This is a genomic window from Thermoflexus sp. (assembly GCF_025055495.1).
GTDB lineage: Bacteria > Chloroflexota > Anaerolineae > Thermoflexales > Thermoflexaceae > Thermoflexus.
In genome coordinates this window covers 1-1,542 of record NZ_JANWXB010000226.1, presented here as the reverse complement: position 1 = coordinate 1,542, position 1,542 = coordinate 1, and the positions used below count along the sequence as shown (strand labels likewise).

The window sequence follows — 1,542 nt, the reverse complement described above, 5'->3', positions numbered from 1 at the left end:
GGGGCCAAAGCCCCCCCGCACCGCCCTCGAAAGATGTTTGGGGGGAGGGGCCATGGCCTTCCGGACGGGCTTCGGTTCCTCCAATCCCCAGTGGATCACTGGGCAAAGCACTGGGTGGGCCGCCGAAGGCCACCTCACCCTGCGAGAGAACGCGGGGAGCAGGAGGATCGCTGCCGGATAGAGTAACTATCGCATGGAGAGGAAGGATGAGAGCCCTGGTGGTAGTTCCTACTTATAATGAGGCGGGGAACCTACCTCAGCTTGTTCAGGCGCTGCTGGCGCTGGGCCTGCCGGAGCTGCGGATCCTGGTGGTGGATGATCGCTCGCCGGACGGGACCGGTGAGGTCGCCGAGGCGCTGGCCCGGGAATATCCAGGCCGTCTCGCCGTATTGCATCGGGATGGCCCCCGCGGCTTAGGGTCTGCGTATCTGGAAGGCTTTCGCCTCGCGTTGCGGACCGATGCGGAGGCCATTATCCAGATGGACGCAGATCTCTCCCACCCGCCCTCAGCGATCCCTCCAATGCTGGAGCGAATGGCGGATTACCATGTGGTGGTGGGATCCCGTTACGCCCCGGGCGGGCGGGTGGATCCTCGCTGGGGACCTGGACGCTACTGGCTGAGCCGGTGGGGGAATGTCTACGCTCGCCTGATTCTGGGGCTTCAGGTCCGGGACGCCACTGCCGGTTTTAAGTGCTGGCGCCGGGACGCCATGATGCGGATGCCTTTGGAACGGGTCCGATCGACCGGATATATCTTCCAGGTGGAGATGGCTTATATCGCCCAGCGTCTGGGGTATCGGGTGTGCGAGATCCCGATCTTCTTCGAGGACCGGCGGGTGGGCCGCTCCAAGATGGACTGGCGGATCAAACTGGAGGCTGCCTTGCGGGTCTGGGAGCTCCGGTGGCGTTATCGGGATTTGAAGCCGATCTCATTCGCTCACCCCGAGACATCCCCATGAGTGGAGATCCGGTTCGCTTCGCCCACGCTCTGGCGGATGACCATCGGCAGCAGATCCTGCGGTTGCTCTGGGGCCGCGAGCTCTGCGTGCGGGATCTCGTCCAGGCTCTGGGCCTTTCCCAGCCCACGGTCTCCCATCATCTCCGCGTCCTGCAACAAGCGGGGCTTCTCCGCGCTCGGGAGGCCGGCCGCCAGACGTTTTACACGCTGGATCTGGACGCGCTGGATCACGGCTTGCGGGCGCTGCGGTTGGCCCTTCGGCCCACGCGCCGGAAGGGACGGCGGCGATAAGCGAGCGCATAGCCGGGCTGCGCCCTCGCCGTTTCGAAACTCAGCGGGCGGCCCTCTTCCTGTTCGTCGCAGGGCATGGAGCGCCTGTTCGGGATCGCGAACGCCCGGACGGGCCTTTCAGTTTGTGCCTTGCTGTTCGTAGTAGGGCACGTGAGTGCCCGTTATCGTAGTGCTTTGTCCAGTTATAAACTGGGGATTTGAGGAACCGAAGCGAGTCCGGAAGGCGAGGGGGCCGCCCCCCCAAAAAACCCCCCCCCCCCCCCCCCCCCGGCCCCGGGGGGGGGGGGGAGAAA

General features: G+C 65.2%; 2 protein-coding genes. Both read left to right on the top strand.

Features of this window, described 5'->3' with window-relative positions; translation table 11 throughout:
• Positions 1-206: 206 nt before the first annotated feature.
• Positions 207-959 (top strand): polyprenol monophosphomannose synthase, encoded by a 753-nt coding sequence (locus NZM16_RS07535; protein WP_295479683.1) that lies wholly within the window; start codon positions 207-209, stop codon positions 957-959.
• Positions 956-1,249 carry a helix-turn-helix transcriptional regulator gene (locus NZM16_RS07530; RefSeq protein ID WP_295479681.1) on the top strand — a complete coding sequence of 98 codons (294 nt, stop codon included), beginning with the start codon at positions 956-958 and terminating at the stop codon, positions 1,247-1,249. The genes NZM16_RS07535 and NZM16_RS07530 overlap by 4 nt, the downstream gene beginning before the upstream one ends.
• The last annotated feature ends 293 nt before the right edge of the window (positions 1,250-1,542 follow it).

What these genes read in the sequence shown, in the direction of transcription:
- NZM16_RS07530 (WP_295479681.1), top strand. Translation starts at nt 956, where the DNA reads ATGAGTGGAGATCCGGTTCGCTTCGCCCACGCTCTGGCGGATGACCAT.
- NZM16_RS07535 (WP_295479683.1), top strand. Translation starts at nt 207, where the DNA reads ATGAGAGCCCTGGTGGTAGTTCCTACTTATAATGAGGCGGGGAACCTA.